The 17,075-nt window shown below is 37.7% G+C and carries 18 protein-coding genes; 6 read left to right on the forward strand and 12 right to left on the reverse strand.

The window, feature by feature from the left end; genetic code table 11:
• Positions 1-39 precede the first annotated feature (39 nt).
• Positions 40-2,085 (reverse strand): single-stranded-DNA-specific exonuclease RecJ, encoded by a 2,046-nt coding sequence (recJ, locus tag C9914_RS08415; RefSeq protein ID WP_106764736.1) that lies wholly within the window; start codon positions 2,083-2,085, stop codon positions 40-42.
• Positions 2,086-2,593: 508 nt separating this feature from the next.
• Here recJ and C9914_RS08420 point away from each other — a divergent pair.
• The 6 genes from C9914_RS08420 (at position 2,594) to C9914_RS08445 (ending at position 5,655) form a co-directional block, all read left to right on the forward strand.
• The gene (locus C9914_RS08420) at positions 2,594-2,875 is read left to right on the forward strand and encodes a YabP/YqfC family sporulation protein (protein WP_106764737.1); all 282 of its coding nucleotides are present in this window, start codon (positions 2,594-2,596) and stop codon (positions 2,873-2,875) included.
• 14 nt (positions 2,876-2,889) lie between these two features.
• A complete protein-coding gene (locus C9914_RS08425) occupies positions 2,890-4,104 on the forward strand; it encodes a sporulation protein YqfD (RefSeq protein WP_158707381.1) in 1,215 nt (404 codons plus the stop codon).
• 165 nt (positions 4,105-4,269) lie between these two features.
• Positions 4,270-4,563 (forward strand): 30S ribosomal protein S6, encoded by a 294-nt coding sequence (gene rpsF / locus C9914_RS08430; protein ID WP_022265525.1) that lies wholly within the window; start codon positions 4,270-4,272, stop codon positions 4,561-4,563.
• 15 nt (positions 4,564-4,578) lie between these two features.
• A complete protein-coding gene (locus C9914_RS08435) occupies positions 4,579-5,043 on the forward strand; it encodes a single-stranded DNA-binding protein (protein WP_106764741.1) in 465 nt (154 codons plus the stop codon).
• 44 nt (positions 5,044-5,087) lie between these two features.
• Positions 5,088-5,339: a 30S ribosomal protein S18 gene (gene rpsR / locus C9914_RS08440; protein ID WP_022265527.1), complete on the forward strand. Its 252-nt coding sequence runs from the start codon at positions 5,088-5,090 to the stop codon at positions 5,337-5,339.
• Between the two features lie 64 nt (positions 5,340-5,403).
• Positions 5,404-5,655: a TIGR03905 family TSCPD domain-containing protein gene (locus C9914_RS08445; RefSeq protein WP_022265528.1), complete on the forward strand. Its 252-nt coding sequence runs from the start codon at positions 5,404-5,406 to the stop codon at positions 5,653-5,655.
• 68 nt (positions 5,656-5,723) lie between these two features.
• On the opposite strand, the gene C9914_RS08450 is transcribed toward C9914_RS08445, so the two are convergent.
• The 11 genes from C9914_RS08450 to rpe all read right to left on the reverse strand — a co-directional run bounded on the left by C9914_RS08450 (position 5,724) and on the right by rpe (position 17,050).
• Positions 5,724-6,281: a helix-turn-helix transcriptional regulator gene (locus C9914_RS08450; protein WP_022264137.1), complete on the reverse strand. Its 558-nt coding sequence runs from the start codon at positions 6,279-6,281 to the stop codon at positions 5,724-5,726.
• Between the two features lie 228 nt (positions 6,282-6,509).
• A complete protein-coding gene (locus tag C9914_RS08455) occupies positions 6,510-7,520 on the reverse strand; it encodes a zinc-dependent alcohol dehydrogenase (RefSeq protein ID WP_106764743.1) in 1,011 nt (336 codons plus the stop codon).
• 19 nt (positions 7,521-7,539) lie between these two features.
• Positions 7,540-10,317, reverse strand: coding sequence for a 2-succinyl-5-enolpyruvyl-6-hydroxy-3-cyclohexene-1-carboxylic-acid synthase (gene menD / locus C9914_RS08460; protein ID WP_106764745.1), 2,778 nt, complete (start codon positions 10,315-10,317; stop codon positions 7,540-7,542).
• A 141-nt stretch (positions 10,318-10,458) separates the two neighbouring features.
• Entirely contained in the window at positions 10,459-10,905 is a 447-nt protein-coding gene (rpiB, locus tag C9914_RS08465; RefSeq protein ID WP_106764747.1) for a ribose 5-phosphate isomerase B, read from the reverse strand.
• 31 nt (positions 10,906-10,936) lie between these two features.
• Positions 10,937-11,647, reverse strand: a complete 711-nt coding sequence (tsaB, locus tag C9914_RS08470) for a tRNA (adenosine(37)-N6)-threonylcarbamoyltransferase complex dimerization subunit type 1 TsaB (RefSeq protein ID WP_106764749.1) — start codon at positions 11,645-11,647, stop codon at positions 10,937-10,939.
• Positions 11,644-12,066: a tRNA (adenosine(37)-N6)-threonylcarbamoyltransferase complex ATPase subunit type 1 TsaE gene (gene tsaE, locus C9914_RS08475; protein WP_022264132.1), complete on the reverse strand. Its 423-nt coding sequence runs from the start codon at positions 12,064-12,066 to the stop codon at positions 11,644-11,646. The genes tsaB and tsaE overlap by 4 nt, the downstream gene beginning before the upstream one ends.
• A 17-nt stretch (positions 12,067-12,083) precedes the next feature.
• On the reverse strand, positions 12,084-13,751 hold the full coding sequence (locus tag C9914_RS08480; protein WP_106764751.1) for a formate--tetrahydrofolate ligase: 1,668 nt from the start codon (positions 13,749-13,751) through the stop codon (positions 12,084-12,086).
• Positions 13,752-13,936: 185 nt separating this feature from the next.
• Positions 13,937-14,857: a translation elongation factor Ts gene (gene tsf / locus C9914_RS08485; protein WP_022264130.1), complete on the reverse strand. Its 921-nt coding sequence runs from the start codon at positions 14,855-14,857 to the stop codon at positions 13,937-13,939.
• Positions 14,858-14,944: 87 nt separating this feature from the next.
• The gene (rpsB, locus tag C9914_RS08490; RefSeq protein WP_106764752.1) at positions 14,945-15,679 is read right to left on the reverse strand and encodes a 30S ribosomal protein S2; all 735 of its coding nucleotides are present in this window, start codon (positions 15,677-15,679) and stop codon (positions 14,945-14,947) included.
• 178 nt (positions 15,680-15,857) lie between these two features.
• A complete protein-coding gene (locus C9914_RS08495; RefSeq protein ID WP_022264128.1) occupies positions 15,858-16,139 on the reverse strand; it encodes a YlmC/YmxH family sporulation protein in 282 nt (93 codons plus the stop codon).
• Positions 16,140-16,396: 257 nt separating this feature from the next.
• The gene (rpe, locus tag C9914_RS08505; protein ID WP_106764754.1) at positions 16,397-17,050 is read right to left on the reverse strand and encodes a ribulose-phosphate 3-epimerase; all 654 of its coding nucleotides are present in this window, start codon (positions 17,048-17,050) and stop codon (positions 16,397-16,399) included.
• Between the last annotated feature and the right edge of the window lie 25 nt (positions 17,051-17,075).

Consider the following 17,075-nt stretch of genomic DNA (forward strand, 5'->3'; position numbering starts at 1 on the left):
TCGGGTTCATCAGCCTCAGCTTCTGTTAATGTCCTTTCCTTATCTTCCATAACCAGCACACTCCTTCAATTTTCTAAGCAGCTTAGAGGCATTTATGTCTACCTTACCGCTGACATCATTTATTTTTATATAATAAACTCCGCCATCAGAGTTCATTGTTGTGAGATATAATTCTTTCATAATATCAAGAATTAACAGCAGTTTAAAAAGGCTTATTTTCATATTAAGTCTGTGCATCAAAATTTCTGGTAAATAGGCATTATCCTTAGATGCTCTTATATATCTATAAACAACAGCAAATTCTTCTCTTGTAGGGATATTTTCTGCAAGAAATTGTTTATCAAGAGTTTCACCTCTAAGAAAAGCTTCATAGCTTCTCTGCTCAAGAAGTAAAGCCTTATTGTCATTTTCAGAAAGCTTTATTTCACGAGCAATAATTGAAACATTTTCCCTACCCATATAAACATTTTCATCAAGAGTAACAGCAACATCTATTATATCGCCCTCTTTATAGTAAAACTCATTAAGAGTTGTAGAAAACTTCAATACACTTATTCTTGCTCGACCTCGACTTAATGAAAGTCTTAAATGCTTTCCGCCACCCATCTCTGTGACTTTATCAAGCCTCATATCACAAAGTGCAAATACAGGTTTTGCGTTTCCAAAGCCAAAAGGTTCAAGTAAGGCAATCTGCTTTGCCGCCGAAATTGAAACAGCCTCAGGCTTTAGCTTACATTCGATATTAACTGATGGAATTGCTTCTTCACAGGTCTTAGCATATTCGTTTATTCTGCGTCTGAATTCAGAGATATTTTCTTTTTCTATGCTAAAGCCAACTGCCATTGGGTGACCACCATATTTAGTCAGCAAATCTCCACATTCAAAAATAGCGTCACATAAAGAAAATCCTTTGATACTTCTACCCGAACCACGAGATTCTCCATTTTCGGTAGAAATTATTATAACTGGCTTTCCTATGCGTTCTGTCATTCTCGCCGAGGCAATTCCTATAACTCCATGATGCCAATTTTCTCCATCAACTACAACAACTCTGTCAAGAAGATATTCAGGGTGTTCAGCAATAATCTTATCTATATCATCAGAAATATTTGTTTCTATATCCTTGCGTTGATTATTTTCCTCGCAAAGCTTTTCTGCAAGCCGTTCTGCTTCGTCTGGGTCTTCGGTAAGTAAAAGCTTTAATGCAGATTCTGCTGTACTCATTCTGCCTGCTGCATTTATTCTTGGTGCAACTGAAAACGCAACTGTTCCTGCGGAAAGCTTATCTACATTTATACCAGCTTTTTCAAACAATGCCGATAAACCAATTCTTTCAGAAACTGCAAGAGAATTTAATCCGTATTTTATTATAATTCTATTTTCACCATCAACAGGAACTAAGTCTGCAATTGTTCCTAAGGCGGCTAAATCTGAATAATTTTCAAGTGCTGTGAAGAAATCTCCACCCTCAAGAGCGGCAACGAGTTTAAGCGCTATCCCTGCTCCGCAATACATCTTGTAAGGCGAACCGCAATCCGCTCTATGTGGGTCTACTACGGCAATAGCTTTAGGAAGAACATCAAGTGGTCTGTGGTGGTCTGTTATGACGGTATCTATTTCAAGAGAATTTGCATAATCTACTTCATCAACGGCGGCTATACCATTATCAACAGTGATTATTAAGCTTACCCCTTGATTTTTGAGCTTTGTTATTGCATTTTTATTAAGGCCATAGCCATCTCCCTCACGAGTAGGAATATAATACATTACATTAGCGAAAACAGATTCAAGATATGAAAAAAGAATGGCTGTCGCTGTAACACCATCACAATCGTAATCGCCATATACACATATCTTTTCATAAGAAACAACAGCTTTTCTTATTCTTTCACACGCAATATCCATATCCTTAATAAGCATAGGGTCGGAAAGTTCTGCATCATCAGAAAGAAAAACTCCTGTTTTTTCTACTGTATCAATTCCTCTTGAGGAAAGCAGCATTGCCAAAAACGGTGGAATACCGCTTTGTTTTGCAAGCTCTTTAGCCTTGAGCTTATCATTTTCTGTAATAATCCAATCTTTCATCACTACACCGCCACAAAACTCTTTAAATATAAAATCCTTCTTAATTTTTTATAATACATAATTGTAGCATTTTTTTAGATATTTTTCAATATTTTTATATTGAAAAGAATACAACGGCAGTTATTTCCTACTTGTAAATGTAGAATTTTTAGGGGCAAGAAAAGTTAAGGGCGTTGCCCTTAAAACCCATGAGGGACTCCGTCCCTCAACCCTGCGAGCCTTTGAAAAGGCTCGAGCGAAACTTTTTTCTGTCTTAGGGAAAGTCGGTTAGCTAAACGGCAGTTCATTGGAAATTTCCTCGACCGCGGCAACTTTCTTCCCACGCTCGCCACGAGCGAGGCAAAGCCGAGCGATTCCGCGTCTTGGCGGCGGTGGCTCGCCGCCTCGAGCGAAACTTTTATTTGTCTTTGGAAGGTTTGGTAATGCAAATAATCTTCCCTCTTTGTAGTGATTTTCAGACAGCCAAAAGCATAAACATATATAAGAACAAACTGCGGGGTGGCTTATTATGAAAAAAAAGAAAAATGATAAATCTAAGCCTCGCTTATTTGGTGGGTTTGGACTTCCATATGGAATTGTCAAAAGTTCTGTACACATAGAAATAAACAGTAATCGTGAGGCAATTATTGATGGAAGCAGTGGCATACTCGAATATAATGAATGTTGCATTAAAATTAGTACAGGCAAGATGATTGTTGCCTTTAAAGGGCGTGGTCTTTTTATTCGTTGTATGTCGGATTCATCTATGGTCATTGAAGGCTATATAAGCTCTGTTGAGTATGTTAGATAAAAGGGGAAATTTTCTTGATACTTAGACTTTTAAGATGGTTTTCCGGCTATGCAAAATTTACTGCTAAGGGAAAATTTCCGGAACGCCTACTAAATATGACTATGAAAAATGGCATACAGCTTTGGGGTATGCGTTCCGATAGTAGTTCTCTTACAGCTTATGTTGCTGCAAGAGAATATAAATTTCTGCGTCCCTTTGCAAAACGCTGTGAGCTTACCTTGAAATGCACAAAAAAAGGCGGTCTGCCATTTATAATATCACAATATAAAATTAGGAGTGGCTTGCTCGTAGGTGCAATACTTTATATTGCAATTTCGATTATACTTTCTGGCTATATTTGGAACATAAATATCAATACAAGTGGCAGTATTAATGAATATGAACTAAGAGAAGAATTGCGTTCACTTGGACTTTATGAAGGTGCTAAGATTTCAGACATAAATATTCAGGATATAGAACAGCAAGCAACTATAGATATGGATAATATCGCCTGGATTTCGATAAATATAACTGGAACTCTTGTAAATATAGAGCTTAGTCCGAGAATTGATAAGAAAGCTCCAACTGATAAAACACCATCAAACATTATAGCAAGCTCAGATGGCGTTATAACTGGTATTGGGGCTGGTGAAGGCAAACCCTCAGTTAAAATCGGAGAAGCTGTTGTCAAAGGGCAAATGCTCGTAAGTGGAATCTTGGAATACGATGTCGGCGGATTTAAACTCAAACATTCTGATGCAAAAATCTATGCACAAACAAAGAAAACTCTTTCTGTAAGCGTTCCACTTGAAGAAACTGTTCTTAAGAAAAACGATTTTAATACATATAAAAAAAGTCTTTCTTTGCTTTGGGTTAGCTTTCCGATAAGCATTTACGGAACACCAGATGGTTATATTTCTACTCAAGTAAAAAACGAAAATATCGAACTTTTTGGCACTCAATTACCTATAAAAATAACAACAGAAAATTATAATATATATGAGAATATAAAAGTTAAACGCACAGAAAAGCAAGCCCGAACTCTTGCTGAAAAACAGCTTTCTCTTCTTGAAACATTTAGCTTAAATAATGCAAAATCATACACCAAGAAATATACTCAAAAAATCTCTAATGGAAAGCTGATTCTTACAGGAACATATACCTGCACTGAAGATATTGCTATACAGCAAGAAATAAAAATAGATGGTTCGATAACCGAAGAAAATATTAATAAATCATCTGAAAAATAAAATATTACTGCAAAAGATACAACCACTTATTTAAAAATTTTATCTTGCAAAACCTTGACAAAACAACTGTTCGCTGATATAATTTTAATGTTGGTGTATTGACACCAACTCCCCTTGCTCGCAATATGTTTGCGGGCCACAAGACCAAAAGGAGGTGCAGTAAATATGGCAGTAATTAATTCTTATGAGGCTGTTATTGTAATTTCTCTCAAGCTTGGCGAAGAGGGTATTGCTGAAACAATCGCAAAGTTCAAGGATATGGTTTCTAAGAACGGTACTCTTGAGAATGTTGATGAGTGGGGTAAGAGAAGACTTGCTTACGAAATCAACAAGGAAACTGAGGCTTATTATGTACTCTTTGATTTCAAGAGCGAAGCTGAGTTCCCTGCAGAGTTTGACCGTGTCCTTATGATTACAGACGGTGTTCTCCGTTCTATGATCATCAAGAAGGAAGCTTAAGGAGGAAGAGCTAGTATGTTAAATGTAGCTTGTATCATGGGCAGACTTACAGCAGACCCAGAGCTTCGTTATACTCAAGGCAACACAGCAGTAGTTAGAATCACTCTTGCTTGCAACAGACCCACAAGAACTGGTTCAGAAGAACAGACTGATTTTATAGATGTTACCGCTTGGGGTAAGACTGCGGAATTTGTCAGCAGATATTTTCACAAGGGTCAACTCGTTGCCGTTGATGGCTCTATTAGAACAGGCTCTTATACCGATAAACAGGGTATCAAGAGAAGAACCTTTGAGATTTGGGCTAATAACTGCCACTTCGCAGAACCTAAATCAGCTCGTTCTAATGATAATAATAACTATCAGGGCGGATATAACGACAGCGGATACTCAAGACAGGATAATGCTCCAGCTACATCTTATTCAACAGGCAATACAGATGCCTTTGAAGAGATTCCGACAGATGACGATCTCCCCTTCTGATTTAATCCTAAACACATCTTATCCTATATAAAGGAGGAATTACAATGGCTGAAAGAACCGAAAGAGATAACCGCAGAGGCGGTCGCAAGGGCCGTAAAAAGGTTTGTGCATTCTGCGTAGATAAAGTTGATGTAATCGACTATAAGGATATCGCAAGACTTCGCCGTTTTATTTCTGAAAGAGCGAAGATTCTTCCTCGCAGAGTAACAGGCACTTGTGCACATCATCAGCGTGAGCTTACAGTTGCTATTAAGCGCGCTCGTTATCTTTCACTTTTACCTTATACAAGCGATTGATAAAAAGCTTTTGCCGATACCGTTCTGCGGTGTCGGCTTTTTGTATCTAAGGAGGAATAAAACTATGACCTATAAATATAGAACTCGTGGCGTTTGCTCAAGAAGCATAACCTTCGATATGGACGAAAACCATATCATTACAAACATCAGCTTTGAGGGTGGTTGCAACGGAAATACAAAGGGTATTGCTTCTCTTGCTGAAGGTATGAAAGCCGAAGACATTATAAGCAAATGTCAAGGTATTCGCTGTGGCATGAAAGCTACATCATGTCCTGACCAACTTACTGAAGCAATTAAAAGTGCATTGCAAAAGTAATCTTTAAATGCGAAATGTGCATAGTATAAACCAATTTTGTTTATACTATGCACATTTTATTTATAATTTTAATCTTCTAAAAAGATATTTTTCTTCTTTCTGCCACGCTTTTTTCTTGGTTTTCTTGGTGGAAGATACTTAATATCTGCTTTCTCAAGAAGTTCAATTTCTTTCTTAGGAATCTCTACTGGCTTTGCAGTGACTTCACGAGTCTTTGATTTGCGTCTGAATTTATAAATATTATCTGTGAGGTCATCAAGAAAGGCCATTGCTTCCTCACGCTTACCTTCATCAAGTGAACGGATTCTGAGAAGAATTTCAGCCTCAAAATTAGCTTCTGAGAACCTTGCTTCATCATCACGGTCAAGCTTATCATTAAGCTCCTTAAAATTTGAATCATTAACATACTTTCCTGTTTCTGTATTACAGCCTGAAAGTAAATCAAAGAAATCAACATGGAATATCTTAGAAAGTCTTATAAGAGTTTCTATATCTGGTGTTGTTTTTCCTGTTTCATAATAGGTGTAGCTTGAACGCTCTAATCCAAGCAAATCTGCAACATCTTGTTGAGTAAGTTTGCATTCGCTTCTATAATATTTCAACCAATAAGATATAATATTATACATTTTTATTACCTCCTTTTATTTTTTTTATTATAACATATATTTTTAAGATTTCATCATTATGTGAAACATTTCCACAGTCGCTTAATACTTTTAACTATTTTTTTAAATCTAAAGCTTTAAAATCGGACTCATCAAATATAAGAAGTTAATATACTAATTTTCCATACAAAACAAACTGACTCCGTTCAAAACGAAATCAGTTTGTTTTTTTAAAGCTTATTTTATATTTTAAACTTGGTCCCAATCAAATACAACGCCGAGTGGGAATTGTCTATCCGTAAGAAGTTGATTATATATTTCTGATGTCTGTGTAGGAGAAATAATTTCTGAAAGAATATCTCCAGGATCAATTCTGCCATCTCTCATAAGATTTAAAAGCGTTATATAATCACGCTTAGCAGTAAAGTTACCAAGAACAGAATTATATGCTAAACGGGTTTTATCGTGACAGCCAATTATATTAAGACCCTTAATATGAACATACTTATAAAGGTCAATTGGCTCATCACTAACTCGGTTACAACCATTGATAAGGATTCTTGCATGTTTAGAGGAATATCTCAATGCAAGCTGCAAGCCTGCCATAGAGCCAGAGGTTTCAAGGACAACATTAGCACCCTTAACGCTGTTTGTTTTCTCGGTGATTTCATAAATCTTCTCAACAAGATTAGGTTCACTTGGAGAGAACACATATTCTGCACCAAATAAAGCTGCTTTTTCCTGTCTGATTTCACGATTACCAATAGCTATAAGAGGAGTTGCACCACAAGCCCTTGCAATCTGAACACCGAAAAGTCCAAGCATACCAAGACCAACAACAACGCAAGATTCACCAATCTCAAGACGGCTTCTGCGTATTGCAAGAAGTGGAAAACTTGCTACTCTTGTAAATACTGCATCTATAAAGGATACATCATCAGGAATTTTTACAACGCCTGATTCTTTTTTCCAATTATATGATGCGTGACCTGCATATTCAACAAATACACGGTCGCCTGGTCTGAACTTTGTTACAGCACTTCCTACCTCTACGACTGTACCAACGCTCGAATACCCTGGAACTGTTGGAAATTTTTGTGCAGTATTGTTTGCACCTGAAAGATAGGCCTTTTCTGTACCAGCAGAAATCAAGGTATACTTAACCTTAACCATAACCTCATTATCTTTTGGCTTTCTAAGCTCAAAAGACCTAAGCTCAGCTACTTTCGGCTTTATAAATGTTACTCTATAACCTTTCATTTTTTAACCTCCGATTATATCAACAGAAAACTTCAAAGAAAATCGGCTGGTCACAATCTGATGTAAATATTTTAAGGTTTTCCTCAAATTCCTCTTGATTTTCAGAAGAAAGATAATTAAAGCCGACAGACTTAACCCAAGCCTTAGCTGAGGTTTCGTGCTTTTGTGTAATAGATGGGCTTCTATAATGACGAAGTAAACCTGCACCTGAGTTATTGAACATCATAATTCTGATATTACCAGTTAGTGGTTTATTCCAGATTGAGTTCATATCATAGAAGAAGCTAAGGTCACCTATCATAAGGAAGCAAAGCTCTTTACTTACTGCACAATGTCCCATAAAGGTTGAAGCTGAACCATCTATGCCATTTGTACCCATATTACAGAATACACGAACAGTTGGGTCGAGCTTATATCTGTTAGTCATAATGATTGTATGACCGATACCGATATGAAGCAATGAATGTGCTGGAAGAGTTGTAACTGTTCTTTCAATAGCATAAAGCTGATTATATTTTTCTGCGTGCATAACTTTAATGTTGCTTTCAGCCTTCTTCCAAGCCTTGTAGTATTCACCATCGTTATGAATATCGCCTGAATGTTCTACAAAGTAATCGAAGAAATACTTCTGTGAGCATTCAAAAACATTTTTAAGTCTTCTATATGTGTCAGCAACTTCACCATCTTCAGCAACACGCCAATGATACCATTGTGTACCAAGGTTTCTAAGCTTGCCAAGAATTGGGTTATTGAGCATACGCCTACCGCCTACTGTGATAACAATATCAGGAGCAAGCTCATCTCTGAATTGCTTTTGTGTATAGTCATGAGTGATATTATAAGAAAGAATAGATTTTGAGCAATGGAAGTTTGCAAGGTTATCACTGATAACAACGCAGTTAAACTTATCTACAAATGCTTCAACAGACTTCTGTTCTTCAATAGAAAGAGGCTGGTTCTGGCAATAAACAACAAGTATTCTCTTAACCTTAGAGAGTCTGTCTACCTTATCCTGCCACTTTGAATCAGGGTCACAAAGCTCAAATCTATCTATGCAGAGATATTTCTTATCGAGCTTGAGAACTGATGCAGGAGGCTTCGGAAACTCAATATTAGCAATAGGAACATTAATGTGTACAGGACCTGTACCATGATGCTTAACTTCAAGCAATGCTTCGCAAACCATTCTTCTTGCTTCCCAATCGCCAAGAGCAGTTGGGTCTTGTGGCAAAGAAACGCATTTCTTTACAACCTTGCCATACATACCTGCCTGTGGAATTGTCTGTTCCTCATCCTGACCAAGGTAGCGAGGATAACGGTCGCCTGTAATAACAACAAGTGGAATATGCTGATAGTAAGCCTCTGTAATCGAAGTAAGATAGTTTGATGTAGCAGTACCAGAAGTACAGCACATAACAACGGGCTCACCAAGTCTTGCAGCAATACCGAGTGCATAGAAGCCTGCACTTCTTTCGTCAGTAACTCTATAAATCTTAAAATATGGCTCTGCCTCAAAAAGACGAGCAAGATTCAAGTTTCTTGAACCTGATGACATAACAATATGCTTAATGCCATATCTCTTAACAAGTGTTACAATCATCTTGCAGCGTTCAAAGTCAACAGAAGTCTTTGGCTTTTCTTCTACGACAGGCTTAGGCTGTATAGCAGGAGCAGGGGTAATAGATTTAACCTCCGCATTTGCAGGTATCATTTTTTTTTCTTTAGTAAGCTGGTCTTTGAGCCAATTATATGAATACTCCTTAATAGCGTTAAGCTTCTGATAAGGACCTTCATAGTCGCAAGAATCATACTTGCTGAGGTCTGATGTAATCTTATCAGCACTATCAATAAGTCTATATTCAAGGTCAATAGGTTTGAGCAATGAAACAAATCTCTCTGCCCCACGCTTTCTATTAATTAGAGAAACAAATGGCTTCTTAAAGATAATTGAGAAAATTGTTCCATGGAAGCTATCAGTAAATACACATGAAGAATTCTGATAATACCAGAGCCACTCAAAGAGGTCAACATCTTTCTTAACTTCAACTCTGCCATTACCAGAAAGCTGAAGATTAGCAAAATTAGCGTCCCATCTTACAGGTGGTTCATCAAGAAGTACAACAACCTTCATATTCTTTTCGATAGAAAGCTTTTCAAGCTGTCTGCCTATTTCAGGATTTGGGTCGAGAACATAAGCAAGAATATATGGTTCTGTTTCAAGTGTTCCTGCTTTAGAAGCAAGTTCATTATAAGCCTCTATCTTACAAAGGAAAGTTGGGTCGCAAACTTCTACTGTATCATTAAGTGCAAATGTATTCTTACAGGTACTGAGAGAAAGGTCATCTCTTACAGAAATACCATCGAAACGAGCAAGATTTCCGCCACTGCGTACTTTTTCATCTTCAGGAGCATTATATGCACGACCAAAAGATGTACCATAGGCAATTTTCTTCTTGCTGTCATCAGCAAAGCCAAGAAAATACATTTGCTTATATGGACGGCTAAGACCGTAATTCCAAAGTTGGTCAGAACCGACAACAAATGTATCACAAACATCGTTAAGCTTAGAGAGAGAATCAAGTCTTAATCTCTCACTAACATTATAGTACATATTAGCAATACGGAATGGATGTGTTTTGGTAATTTCAAAATTAGCATTTCCCAAAGGATTGTTTATCATAAGAACAGAATAACCCATATCTGTGATAACACTATGAAGAGCATAGTATGTAACCATACTGCCATAATTTCTGCCATACCAAAGACCAATTATACCAACATCATATTTTTTGCTCATATTTTTACTCCTTTATCTTTAGATGATAAATAAACTGCACAATAATATAAATCTGTACTATTATAACAAACTTAGTCAAAAAATGCAAGAACTAATCAAGAATGTCTAAAAAATATATAAAATTTTTAATATAAAATAGTTTTAAATTTCTTCGCCATTCTCAATTTTTTCAATAAGAGCAAGTCTATTGATGTGTCTGTCGCCCTCAAATTCAGTATGAAGGAATATATCAGCAAGCTTAACAGCCATTTCACTGTCAATAACACGACCACCCATACAAAGGATATTTGCATCGTTATGTCTTCTTGTCATCTCTGCACAAAATTCGTTTGTGCAGACAGCAGCTCTTATTCCCTTAACCTTATTTGCTGCAATAGAAATTCCGATTCCTGTTCCGCAACAAAGTATACCAAGCTCACATTCCTTAGAAGAAACCGCTTTAGCAACTGGATAAGCGTATCTTGGATAATCAACAGAATCTGTGCTGTATGTGCCGAAATCCTTATACTCTATGCCCTTTTCTTCAAGATACTTCTTTACTGCTTCTTTAATTTCGTAACCGCCGTGGTCTGCTCCAAGTGCTATCATTTTATTAACCTCCGTTATTTAATATAAGATTTTATTTTGAACTATTTTTCAATCTTGCTTTTAATTCTCTTTCTGCCTGTGGTAATCTCAAATAAAGTGGCACAAGCTCATCTGAGGAAATTGTTTCTCCGTTTTGAGCCTTTTCATAAGCGACAACTGCTGTTCCATAGGCTCTTTGATACCTGAGATTTTGTGGTGCAATTTTTATATTTTCAATTCGCTTCATATTTTCAAAGCAAATATTTGCACCATCACCAATAAGCATTATTTCAACATTGCTGAAATCCATAAGCTCAGATTCAAGCTCTGCTATTGATAACGCCCTATCTCCACAGATACGGCTTATCTTTCCGTTGCTTGCCATAAAAAGTGCATTATAAACCTGTGAACATCTTGCGTCCATAACTGCACAAATCAAGCCGTTGAAAATTTCTAAATTCTGTGCCATAGCCTCAAGCGTTGAAACCGATACACAAGGCTTTCCTAAAGCCATAGCCATTCCCTTTACGCACGAAACTCCGATTCTTACTCCAGTAAATGAGCCAGGACCTGCATCAACCGCAAAGACATCAACATCTTTAATATCAGTCTTAGTAAATTCGAGAAGCTTTTCTGCAAGAAGCATAAGCGTCTGACTATGTGTAAGGCTTGTATTCATATAAAATTCGCCTTTTAAAAAGCCGTCCTCATATAGTGCCACAGATGCAGGTGACGCTGAAGAATCAAATGCTAAAATAATCATTCTATGTCTACCCCGCTTATTGTAATTTCTCTTTCATTTTCTGAAAGTGGCTTAATAGTAATTCTGATTGCATCATTTGGAAGTACGCCCTCGATATTTTCGCTCCATTCAATAACCAAAATACCGTTACCAATATAATCAAAAAAGCCCGTTGAATATAAATCATCATATGTTGTAACACGATACATATCGAAGTGGAAAATCGGAAACTTTCCCTCATATTCGTGAACCAAGGCAAAAGTCGGGCTTGAAACTCCGTCTTCAAAACCAAGTCCCTCAGATAAACCTCTTGTAAAAGCTGTTTTTCCTGCACCAAGTCCGCCAAAAAGTGCTATAACCTCAGTGCCTTTCAATTTTTTTGCAAGCTTTTTTCCTATGTTTTCAGTTTCACTTGCCGAAGATGATATAAACTTAACCAAATCCAAACAACTCCTAATCAGAACAAACCCGAAATTTTACCGTTGTCGTCAACATCAATTCTGTTTGCGGCAGGAACCTTTGGAAGTCCAGGCATAGTCATAATATCGCCTGTATAAATAACAACAAAGCCAGCGCCATTAGAAATTCTTACATCAGAAACAGTAATTACAAAACCCTCTGGTCTGCCGAGAAATGCTGGATTATCAGAAAGTGAATACTGTGTCTTTGCAACGCATATTGGCATATCGTCCTTATAGAGCTTTTCAACCTCTGCAAGAGCCTTTTTAGCCTTAGGAGTAAATACTACACCTGATGCACCATAGATATTTTTTGCGATTGCTTCAAGCTTTTCTGTGATTGTAAGACCGTTCTCATAGATAGGCTTAAAGTCAGATGGTTTTTCTGTTGCTTCACAAACTTTCTTTGCAAGCTCAAGTCCGCCCTCTGCACCCTTTGCAAATACTTCTGCGAGTGAGAAATCTGCACCATTATCCTTGCAGTAATTTTCAACAAAATTCAATTCTGCATCTGTGTCGGATTCAAAACGATTAATTGCTACAACAACAGGTACACCGAATTTCTTCATATTCTCAATATGCTTTCCGAGATTTACAATGCCATTTTTAAGAGCGTCAAGATTTTCTGTTTTAAGCTCTGTATTTGGAACGCCTCCGTTATATTTTAAAGCACGAACAGTAGCTACAAGAACAACTGCATTTGGTTTCAAGCCAGCAAGACGGCACTTAATATCAAAGAATTTTTCAGCACCAAGGTCAGAACCAAAACCAGCCTCAGTAATACAATAATCGCCAAGCTTCAGTGCAAGTCTTGTTGCACGAACAGAGTTACAGCCATGAGCAATATTAGCGAATGGACCACCATGCATAATTGCAGGTGTACCATCAACAGTCTGCACAAGGTTTGGCTTAATAGCATCCTTGAGAAGTGCTGTCATGGCACCATTTGCATGAATATCCTTTGCGAAAACTGGCTTTCCGTCATATGAATATGCAACAAGGATATTTCCAAGACGCTCTTTGAGGTCGCTTATAGAGTCTGCAAGACAAAGAATAGCCATAACTTCACTTGCAACAGTGATAATAAAGCCGTCCTCACGAGGTACACCGTTTATCTTTCCACCAAGACCAGCAACAATGTTTCTAAGCTCTCTGTCGTTCATATCGAGGCAACGCTTAATTAGAATTCTTTTAACATCAATGCCCAGTTCATTTCCTTGCTGAATGTGATTATCGAGCATCGCACAGAGAAGATTATTGGCAGCTGTAATTGCGTGCATATCACCTGTAAAATGAAGGTTGATATCCTCCATTGGAAGAACCTGTGAATATCCACCGCCTGCTGCACCGCCCTTAATTCCGAAAACAGGGCCGAGTGATGGTTCGCGCAAAGCAATAACTGTCTTTTTTCCAAGCTTATTCATAGCTTGTCCAAGACCTGTTGTAACAGTTGTCTTACCCTCACCTGCCGGAGTTGGGTTAATTGCTGTAACAAGAATAAGCTTACCATCTGGCTTAGACTCAAGCTTTTTGAAAAGCTCCTCAGAAAGTTTTGCCTTATACTTACCATAAAATTCAAGTTCATCTTCGGCAATTCCTATATCTTTAGCAACATCTTTTATAAGTCTGAGTTTAGTCTGCTGTGCGATTTCAATATCTGTTAACATTATTATTTTCCCTCTCTTAAAGAAAATTTTTCAGTAAATTAATTATAGCATATTTCGTCAATCCTAACAAGCATTTTAATTATTTACTTTATCTTCATCACAAAATATGGTAAAAAAGTACAAAAAGAGGAGAACCCATAGTATGAATTCTCCTCTTTATATAGAGCCTTTCGGCTAAAATTTAATTATTTAGAAGATTCTGCGAGCTGCTTAGCAACCTCATCAGCAAGGTTATCGCTTCTCTTCTCAAGTCCTTCGCCCTTCTCAAAGCGAACGAAACCAAGAATCTTAATGCTGCCACCAAGGTCCTTAGCAACCTTGGCTGTGTACTGCTCAACAGTCATCTTGTTATCCTTAACAAAAGCCTGATTTACGAGGCAGTTCTCCTCATAATACTTGCCAATCTTGCCAAGAACAATCTTCTGAGCGATAGCCTCTGGCTTACCCTCATTGATAACCTGCTCTGTCATAATAGCCTTTTCATGCTCAATAACCTCATCAGGTACATCGGACTTCTGGAGGTATGATGGGTTAACCGCAGCAATCTGCATAGCAATGTCCTTGCCATATTCAGCAAAGCCTTCCTTGCCTGCAACATCTGTTTCAAAGTTAACCATAACACCAATCTTACCGCCTGCGTGGATATAAGTTGCAACAGCACCCTCATAACGAGCAAAACGACGAATCTTGATGTTCTCGCCGATTGTAAGAACCTTCTCTTGGAGAAGTTCAGCAACTGTCATATCAGAATCAGCAGCCTTTTCTGCGAGAAGAGCGTCAACATCAGCAGGGTTCTTCTCGATGATTGTATCGGCAACTGTCTTAACAAAGCTCATGAAGTCATCGTTCTTAGCAACGAAGTCTGTTTCGGAGTTGATTTCAACAACAACACCAACAGTAGCGTCTGCGTTTGTAGCTGCATAAGCTACACCCTCAGCTGCGATTCTTGAAGCTTTCTTAGCCTGCTTTGCAAGACCCTGCTCTCTAAGAATATCAATAGCAGCGTCCATATTGCCGTCAGCCTGTGTGAGAGCCTTCTTGCAGTCCATCATACCACAGCCTGTTTTTTCTCTAAGAGTTTTTACATCTTGTGCTGTAAATGCCATAATAATTTTCCTCCATTTTATAAATTTTCATTATCTTGAAAAATACCCACGAGCATAGCGTGGGTATTTTAATTTTATATTATTGAATTACTCTGCTGCTTCTTCAGCTTCGTCTGCTTCAGCAGCTGCTGCACCCATTCTGCCCTCGTTGCCTTCGATAATAGCGTTAGCAATAGCAGAAGAAATGAGCTTAACTGCACGAATAGCATCGTCATTACCAGGGATAACATAATCAACTTCATCAGGGTCGCAGTTTGTATCAACGATAGCAACTATCGGAATACCAAGCTTCTTAGCTTCTGCAACAGCGATTCTTTCCTTGCGTGGGTCGATGATGAAGAGAGCACCAGGAATTTCCTTCATGTCCTTGATACCGCCGAGGAACTTCTCGAGCTTTTCAATCTCAAGGTTGAGCTTAACAACTTCCTTCTTTGGAAGGAGTTCGAATGTACCGTCTTCTTCCATTGCACGGAGCTGCTTAAGTCTTTCAATTCTTGTACGAATTGTTGTGAAGTTTGTAAGCATACCGCCGAGCCATCTTGCGTTAACATAGTAAGCACCTGCACGCTCTGCCTCTTCCTTAACGGAATCCTGAGCCTGCTTCTTTGTGCCTACGAAGAGAACTGACTTGCCTTCTACGGAAAGGTCACGAACGAAGTTATAAGCTTCCTCAAGCTTCTTAACTGTTTTCTGGAGATCGATAATATAGATACCGTTTCTCTCTGTGAAGATATACTTAGCCATCTTCGGGTTCCATCTTCTTGTCTGGTGACCAAAATGTACACCTGCTTCAAGAAGCTGTTTCATAGATACTACTGACATTGTTTTGTCCTCCTTTTGGTTTTAAACCTCCGCAGAATCATATATGACAAACACCTCGGAATGAAATGCACCGAAACCATATAAAAGAGTCTGCGTGTGTTTTGCTCGAATATTTTAACACATATTTTCAGATAATGCAAGTCTTTTTTGAAAATTTATGTGTTTTCAGACAGCATAGTTACTTAAAAAATGGCAGCTTCATTCTTTTTTTCTTATATGGACGCTGAACATTCGTGACAATTATAGTATCCTCGCCTATAAGCTCTATGTTATTCCATAATATAACTATATCCTCTTCCCTGCCGAAAAGTCCGAAGCATTTCGGTCTGCCAAAGATTATGATTGCTACAAGCTTAGCATTTTTAGTATCTATTTCAACATCATCAACACAACCAAGTCTACAACCGTCCTTGCCATTTATAACTTCTTTACATCTAAGGTCGGTTATTCTGCAAGTCATATTGCCCCTCCTATGCAAAAAGCTGTGAACCTCCATTATTCATTATATGCACATAATTAATGTATATTTCTAATTCAGTTAATTAATATTTTTCTTATTTAAGCCTATAAAGTGTAATTACAGATATTATAAAGATGTGGCTTAATAATGGCTGCAAAGAAACACCAGAGGAAATCTTCGAGATTATTGAAACAGAATACAGCAAACGAACACTATAAAATAAAGCCGTCCTTTATAGGTAGGACGGCTTTTTGCTATTAAACTTCAGATAAACGCTTTAAATTATCAATAGCTTCCTTTGCGTCAGATGCTTTGAAAACGCCTGTTCCTGATACGCAAACATCAACACCAAACTTAGCAGCCTGAGAAATTGTTTTATCATTAACTCCACCATCAATTTCTACAAGCATATTTTTGCCCAATTCTTTGGCTTTTTCTTTTATAGCAGTAACCTTCGGAAGCATATCTGCCATAAAGCTTTGTCCGCCAAAACCAGGCTCTACTGTCATAACAAGTATCAAATCAACCTGTTCTAAGTAAGGGAATACTTCCTCAGCAGATGTCTTTGGCTTTATTACAAGTCCAGGTTTTACCCCAAGGGACTTAATCTTATCAATAGTTGCTTGAATATCAGATTTTGCTTCAATATGGAAGGTAATTATATCCGCTCCCGCTTTAGCAAACTGCTCTATATAATCAAGAGGATAATCAATCATAAGGTGAACATCAAAAGGAAGCTTGGAATATTGGCGAAGTGCAGATACTATCGCAGGGCCTATTGTAATATTAGGAACAAAATGTCCGTCCATAACATCAAGATGAATCCAATCTGCTCCACCCTTATCTATTCTGATTAATTCATCTCCCATTTTAGCGAAATCACAAGAAAGCATTGATGGTGCAATCTTCATTATCAATCATTCCTTTTCAGAGTTT

It is taken from the genome of Pseudoruminococcus massiliensis, from assembly GCF_900291955.1.
In the GTDB taxonomy this organism is placed as follows: domain Bacteria; phylum Bacillota; class Clostridia; order Oscillospirales; family Acutalibacteraceae; genus Pseudoruminococcus; species Pseudoruminococcus massiliensis.